The following is a 7,284-nucleotide window of genomic DNA, read 5'->3' on the forward strand; positions in this document are numbered from 1 at the left end:
AAAAACAATTATTGGTTGATGCCCGGTCATATCGCCGGCCAGTTTCCTCCGCCCGTTAAGTATTTTTCGGTTAGGATAGTCAGCATATGAATGCCGACTTCGTTATGCCCGCCTTCGGGGATGATGATGTCGGCATATTTTTTGGACGGTTCAATGAACGCCTCGTGCATCGGCTTCACCGTCGCCAGATACTGTTGGTGGATGGAGTGGATGGAGCGGCCCCGTTCCTCCATGTCCCGCTGGACGCGGCGGAGCAGCCGGACATCGGAATCCGTGTCCACGAACACTTTGATGTTGAGGAGCTTTCGCAGCTTCTCGTCGTACAACACAAACAAGCCTTCCACGATCGCGATGCGGTTCTCCTTAAGCTGAACGGTCTTCGTGGCGGAACGGGTGTAATCCGTAAAATCATATACCGGTGCATAGGCGGGTTGTCCCTTTTTCAGAAGCGTGAGGTGCTCGATCAGCAGTTCGTTATCGAAGGCGAAAGGATGGTCATAATTGGTCAGCAACCGTTCTTCCATCGTTAAATCCGCTTGATCCTTATAGTAATTATCCTGCGATATGAATGTAACTTTATCCGGTCCGAGCTGCTCGATGACGGAGCGGGCAACCGTTGTTTTTCCGGAACCGGTGCCCCCGGCGATACCGATAATTAGCATGGCGATTCAAATAACCTCCCAGGTAAATTCCCGTTGAACATTCCAGTATTGTAGCATAGCGGCGTTATTTTTTCACTATCATAGCCTCCCGTTCGACCCCAAGCTTTTCTCTTGTGGCAGAAATATGGCGTTTAACTTGTCCGATTGGAAAGTTTCTAAATGAACGCTACCTATAATCAAGTCCATGTGGACTGCATTGTATAAAATCCAATGAGACGGAATTTCTCTATCGGCTCGAACTATTTTCTTTGGGCGAGTAAGTGGCCGGTTTTTCTAGTATGATCGATTGAGCTTCTTTCTTGATCGACGCGTAATGTTATGTGACATGCAGTTTAAAAATCAGCCGGAATACCTAGCGGTTTTCCTCCGAAAACAGCTATTTAAAGTTTTTTATTGCTATGAATGTAAAAATAATGTAAAGTAACTTATAAATATCTCAATGACAATGTCACAAAAACTAACATAATAATTGACCGAAGTTCGATTTTTTGTCGCAATATATCGATTTTTATCCCTCACATCAGACTTTACGAGTCTCTTTCGACATGAATCTACTATTTTTCCCTACTAGTTTGTCGCTTTCTTTCATCAGAACAACACTACACTACAATTCGCCACTTTATCCAATTGCATTAAGGAAGTAGTCACGGACAGTTGTACACCATAAATGGACAAATAAAGCTTTATTTAGGGCTGGATGGACACTTTGTTGATCTCACCCGGCAGCATCCTCAACCTATAGCGAAAAGAGGCTGTGACAGTATGATTCAACCCGTTTTGCAGGTTCAAAATTTGCACACCTGTTTTTTTACCGACCGTGGCGAGGTCCCGGCGGTGGACGGAGTCAGCCTAATGGTAAACCCGGGGGAAGTCCTCGGCATCGTCGGAGAATCGGGCTGCGGCAAAAGCGTGACCTCCTTATCGGTATTGAAGCTCATCCCGGAGCCGCCGGGTAAAATTACCGGAGGATCTATCCTGTTCAAGGGAAGGGATTTGGTTCCGCTTAAAGAGCGTGAGATGAGATCCATTCGCGGGGATTCGATCTCCATGATCTTTCAGGAGCCAATGACCTCGCTGAACCCGCTGTTCACGGTTGGCGACCAGATCGGAGAAGCGGTCCGGCTGCATCGGGGGCTTCGCAGGAAAGAAGCCCGCAGACATACGGTGGAAATGCTCCGGAAAGTCGGGATCCCGCGGCCGGAGGCGGTGCTGGATGAGTATCCCCATCAGCTGTCCGGGGGAATGCGCCAGCGGGTGATGATCGCGATGGCGATCTCCTGCAACCCGGAGCTGCTCATCGCGGATGAACCGACCACGGCACTGGATGTGACCATTCAGGCGCAGATCCTCGACTTGATCCGGCGGTTGAACGAAGAGAACGGCACGGCCGTCATGCTGATTACGCATGATCTCGGCGTCGTCGCCGAGATGTGCCATCGCGTTGTGGTCATGTATGCGGGCAAAGTCGTGGAGGAAGGCGCTGTCTGCGATATTTTCAAAAATCCGCTGCATCCCTACACCCAAGGCCTGATCCAATCCGTGCCCCGGATGAACGAGCAGAGAAGCCGCTTGTTCTCCATACCGGGCAATGTGCCGGTGCTGTATGCGGATATGAAGGGATGCCGGTTTGCGGACCGCTGTCCGAGCGCGATGTCCCTGTGTCTGGAGCGGCTTCCTGAGCTTAGGGAATACGGGGCTGCACACAGCTGTCGGTGCTGGATCCATGAAACGCAGGAGGATGCCGTATGAGCGAATTCGAGAACAGACGAGAGCTAGAGCCTGAACACTTACTCCAGATTGACCATTTGAAGAAATATTTTCCGGTGAAAAGCGGACCTTTTCGCAAGGGAGATCAGTATGTGAAAGCCGTGGACGACATTTCCTTTTCCGTTCGCCGGGGCGAGACGTTCGGCCTGGTCGGGGAGAGCGGATGCGGGAAATCGACGACCGGCAGGGCGCTGCTCCGGTTGATCGAGCCAACCGCGGGGAGGGTGGTTTTCGAAGGGGAAGACATCACCGCGCTGCCGGCGAAGCAGCTACGGAAGAAGCGCAAGGATATGCAGATCGTCTTCCAGGATCCGTTCTCTTCGCTCGATCCGCGGCACACCGTGCGGAGGATTTTGGAGGAGCCGTTGCTAGTGCATGGGATCGGTTCGGCGCAAGAGCGACAGAACATCGTCAACAAGCTCATCGATGTCGTCGGCTTGACGCAGAGCCATCTGCAGCGGTATCCGCATCAGTTTTCGGGAGGACAGCGGCAGCGGATCGGCATTGCCAGGGCGTTATCGCTCCAGCCTAAGCTGATCGTGGCCGATGAACCGGTCTCCGCACTCGACGTGTCGATCCAGTCTCAAGTTGTTAACCTGCTGCAGGATCTGCAGGGCGAGTTCGGCCTGACCTATATTTTCATCGCGCATGATCTCAGTGTAGTGAAGCATATTTGCGACCGGGTCGCCGTGATGTACCTGGGCAGAATCGTGGAGATCGCAAGTACCGCTCAGCTGTATGAATCCCCGCAGCATCCTTATACGATCGCGCTTCTTTCCGCGGTCCCGGAGCCGGATCCCGATCTGAAGCGGGAGCGGATTCTTTTGCAGGGGGAAGTTCCTAGCCCCGTACATACGCCGGTCGGATGCGCCTTTCACACCCGCTGTCCGGTAGCGGTGGACATCTGCCGGGCCAAGCGGCCCGAGTTAACCGAAACGGACAACGGACATCAAACGGCCTGCCATTTGTTCAGCGCGACTTTTTTCGGCAGGAAGAGCCATTTAGCCAAATCCGGTTTATAGCGGCCAAGGGCCGGCTTCATATAAACAAAAATGTGAATGGAAGAAGGGAGCCACAGGATGAAGATAAAAAAATGGAGCGGTACGGTATTGGTCTTATTGCTAAGTGCGGCGGTAGCTCTCAGCGGATGCGGCAGCAATGGGAACGGCGGTAATAGCGGAGCCGGGACGAACGGCAATGTAAACGCGGATGCTAGCGACAATGCGGGGGGAAAAGAGAACGATACGTCCAAGTCGGCCCAAGATACGCTGATCGTCGGACGGGGAGGAGATTCGGCTTCCCTGGACGCGTCGATCGTAACCGATGGCGAGTCGCTGAAAATCGCGCATCAGGTATACGACTCCCTCGTGGAGTACAAAGAAGGAACGACGGAAGTACAACCGTCGTTGGCCGAAAGTTGGGAAGTATCGGATGACGGCTTGAAGTACACGTTCAAGCTGCGTTCGGGGGTGAAGTTCCATGACGGAACCGACTTTAATGCAGACGCCGTCGTATTTAACTTTACGCGCTGGTCCGATCCGAAGAGCGAATTCAAGTTCGAAGGGGATTCCTTCGACTACTACGATTCGATGTTCGGTCCGGACGGCAAGCGGGTGATCAAGGAAGTCAAGGCGGTGGACGCGGGGACGGTGGAGTTCGCGCTGAATCAGCCGCAGGCGCCTTTTCTGCAAAACCTCGCGATGACCTCCTTCGGGATTGCCAGTCCGGCGGCCATCCAGGAGAAGAAGGAGAACTTCAAGAATGAACCGGTCGGAACCGGCCCGTTTGTATTCAAGGAGTGGAAGCGGAACGATTCGATTACCCTGGAGAAGAACGCGAACTACTGGAAAGAAGGATTACCGAAGCTGAATAAAGTCATCGTCCGCTCCATACCGGACAACTCCGCGCGGTTCAATGCGCTGCAGGCCGGGGAAATCGACCTGATGGAAGATTTGAGCCCGGACGATCTGGCTACTTTGGAGGGTAACCCTGATTTGCAAAAGATCGAGCGCCCGGCGAACAATGTGGGTTATGTCGGGTTCAATTTGAAAAAGAAACCGTTCGACGATGTCAAAGTAAGGCAAGCGTTGAGCCATGCGGTGAATAAGCAGGGAATTATCGACGCCTTCTTTGCGGGCCAGGCCGAACCGGCCGTCAATCCGTTGCCGCCATCGCTTTGGGGCTATAACGATAGTATCGAGGATTACCCTTACGATTTGGAAAAAGCCAAGCAACGGCTGGCCGAGGCGGGGTATCCGGACGGACTTCCGGGAGAGTTGACGTTCTACGCCATGCCGGTATCGCGTCCTTATATGCCGGACGGCAAGAAGGTGGCCGAAGTCATTCAGGCCGACTTCGAGAAGATCGGCGTCAAAGTCAAAATCGAATCCCCGGAATGGGCGACCTATCTGGACGATGCCCAGGCCGGCGAGAAAGACGACCTGTACATGCTCGGCTGGACCGGCGACAACGGAGACCCGGACAATTTCCTGTACGCCTTGCTGGACAAAGACTCCATCCCCTCGAATAACTATAGCTACTATGCCAATGACGAACTGCATGAACTGTTGATCCAGGCGCAAATCGAAACGGATCAAGCCAAACGGGCCGAACTATACAAACAGGCCCAAGTCATCATCAAGCAGGATGCGCCGTGGATTCCACTCGTTCATACCACGCCTCTGCTTGCGGCAAAAGCAAACTTGAAAGGCTACGTGCCGGCACCGACCGGAACGGAGTATTACAGCAACATCTATTTTGAATAGATCGGGGATTCCCGATCCTATGGCAGGTGAGCCTCCCCTTGAAATCTTACGTTCTTAAAAGATTATTAATCATGGTTCCCGTCTTGATCGGCATGACGATCATTGTATTTTCCATTATTCATGCGATTCCGGGCGACCCTGCGGAGACCATCTTAGGCCAAAAGGCGACGGAGCAATCCAAAGAGGCGCTCAGGGAACAGCTGGGCTTGAATAACCCTTGGTATCAACAATATTTCACGTACATGGGCGAATTGCTGAAAGGGGATCTCGGGCAGTCGATCCGCACGAAAGTGCCGATTGCCCAGGAGATTCTGCCTTACCTCGCAGCCACTGCGGAACTGACTTTTGCCGCGATGTTGTTTGCGGTATTCTTCGGAGTCAATGCCGGGATTATCAGCGCGTGGAGGCAAAACTCCTGGTTCGACTATATCTGTATGCTCGTTGCGCTCATCGGGGTGTCCATGCCGATCTTCTGGCTTGGCTTAATGGAGCAGTGGGTGTTCTCGCTCAAACTGCATTGGCTGCCTTCGGGAGGACGCATGAATCAGCGCGATCCGGTGGAGGCGATCACCAACCTGTATTTGCTGGACAGCATGCTGGCGGGCCGTTTCGACCAGTTCTGGACGGTTGTCAAACATATTGTGTTGCCCAGCATCGCGCTCGGCACGATCCCGATGGCGATTATCGCCCGGATGACCCGCTCCAGCATGCTGGAGGTTATGAATTCGGATTTTATCCGTACTGCCAAAGCGAAGGGGTTGTCCCAGTTTATCGTCGTTTATAAGCACGCGCTCAAGAACGCCGCCATCCCGGTACTGACCGTCATCGGTTTGCAGACCGGTGCACTGCTCGGCGGAGCGGTGCTGACGGAGACGATTTTCGCCTGGCCCGGGGTGGGGCGGTATATTTATGAGGCGATCAGCTTCCGCGATTATCCGGTGATCCAATCCGGCATTCTGATGATCGCATTCGTCTTCGTGGTCATCAATCTGGTCGTGGATCTGCTGTATGCGGCAGTCGATCCGCGTATCCGTTACCGGTGAGGGGGGAACCAATACCATGGCTCAAATAACGGCTAATCCATCCACAACTACCTTGATCCCGGCCGAAAAGGTTTCCGGCCCCTGGCGCGATGCGTGGCTGGCTTTCCGCAAAAACAAAATAGCGATGGCCGGACTGGTTATGATCATTTTCTTTATCGCGCTGGCTTTATTGGCCCCGGCGCTCGCACCTTACGATTATAAAGCCCAGGAGCTGACCAACCGGTTAAAGCCTCCTTCGTCCGCCCACTGGTTCGGAACGGATGACCTGGGGCGGGACCTGTTGTCGCGGGTATTGTACGGAGCGCGGATTTCCCTCTGGGTCGGTACTTTCTCGGTTCTCGGCTCCATCGTGCTGGGGACGCTGCTGGGGATACTGGCCGGTTATTACGGTAAATGGGGGGATATGCTCATATCGCGGCTGTTCGATATTTTGCTGGCGTTTCCGAGCATCCTGCTGGCGATCGCCATCGTGGCCATCCTTGGACCGTCGCTGCAAAATGCCTTGTACGCGATCGCGATCGTCAACATTCCGACTTACGGAAGGCTGGTCCGGGCGAAGGTGCTCAGCTTGAAGAATGAGGAGTATATTACCGCCGCCAAGGCGATCGGTATGAAAAACAGCGGCATCTTGCTACGTCATATTTTGCCGAACAGCCTGATCCCGATCATCGTCCAAGGGACGCTGGGCATCGCTACCGCGATCATTGAGGCGGCCGCGCTTGGTTTTCTCGGCATGGGCGCTCAGCCCCCGGCACCGGAATGGGGCAAAATGCTGTCCGACTCGCGGCAGTTCATTGCCACGGCGCCATGGACCGTTATTTTTCCGGGAATATCGATCATGCTGACCGTGCTCGCGTTCAATTTAATGGGAGACGGTTTGCGCGACGCGCTGGACCCGCGGATGAAACATTAGAGAGTAGACGAAATGGACTGTCCCGAATGGGATGGTCCGTTTTTTGTCAGAAGAAAACCATACGCTATGCGTATGGTTCGGGAGAGCTTTCAGCGATGTATCAAAAAAATTCCTCCCGGTGTTACAATAAATTT

6 protein-coding genes are annotated in these 7,284 nt (G+C 53.5%); 5 read left to right on the forward strand and 1 reads right to left on the reverse strand.

Annotated elements, in window-relative coordinates; genetic code table 11:
• Window positions 1-26 precede the first annotated feature (26 nt).
• Complete coding sequence (udk, locus tag DFP94_RS16460) at window positions 27-662, reverse strand: uridine kinase (RefSeq protein ID WP_114497549.1); 636 nt, start codon at window positions 660-662, stop codon at window positions 27-29.
• 762 nt (window positions 663-1,424) lie between these two features.
• On the opposite strand from udk, the gene DFP94_RS16465 reads away from it, so the two are divergent.
• Genes DFP94_RS16465 through DFP94_RS16485 form a run of 5 tightly spaced genes read left to right on the forward strand, consistent with a single transcriptional unit; the run spans window position 1,425 to window position 7,150 of the window.
• Window positions 1,425-2,411 carry an ABC transporter ATP-binding protein gene (locus DFP94_RS16465; RefSeq protein ID WP_114497550.1) on the forward strand — a complete coding sequence of 329 codons (987 nt, stop codon included), beginning with the start codon at window positions 1,425-1,427 and terminating at the stop codon, window positions 2,409-2,411.
• On the forward strand, window positions 2,408-3,451 hold the full coding sequence (locus DFP94_RS16470) for an ABC transporter ATP-binding protein (protein ID WP_114497551.1): 1,044 nt from the start codon (window positions 2,408-2,410) through the stop codon (window positions 3,449-3,451). The genes DFP94_RS16465 and DFP94_RS16470 overlap by 4 nt, the downstream gene beginning before the upstream one ends.
• 57 nt (window positions 3,452-3,508) lie before the next feature.
• On the forward strand, window positions 3,509-5,194 hold the full coding sequence (locus DFP94_RS16475; protein WP_114497552.1) for an ABC transporter substrate-binding protein: 1,686 nt from the start codon (window positions 3,509-3,511) through the stop codon (window positions 5,192-5,194).
• Between the two features lie 38 nt (window positions 5,195-5,232).
• The gene (locus tag DFP94_RS16480; protein WP_114497553.1) at window positions 5,233-6,237 is read left to right on the forward strand and encodes an ABC transporter permease; all 1,005 of its coding nucleotides are present in this window, start codon (window positions 5,233-5,235) and stop codon (window positions 6,235-6,237) included.
• A 16-nt stretch (window positions 6,238-6,253) separates the two neighbouring features.
• Window positions 6,254-7,150 carry an ABC transporter permease gene (locus tag DFP94_RS16485; RefSeq protein ID WP_114497554.1) on the forward strand — a complete coding sequence of 299 codons (897 nt, stop codon included), beginning with the start codon at window positions 6,254-6,256 and terminating at the stop codon, window positions 7,148-7,150.
• Window positions 7,151-7,284: the final 134 nt, after the last annotated feature.

The sequence above is a fragment of the Fontibacillus phaseoli genome (genome assembly GCF_003337355.1).
Lineage (GTDB): Bacteria > Bacillota > Bacilli > Paenibacillales > Paenibacillaceae > Fontibacillus > Fontibacillus phaseoli.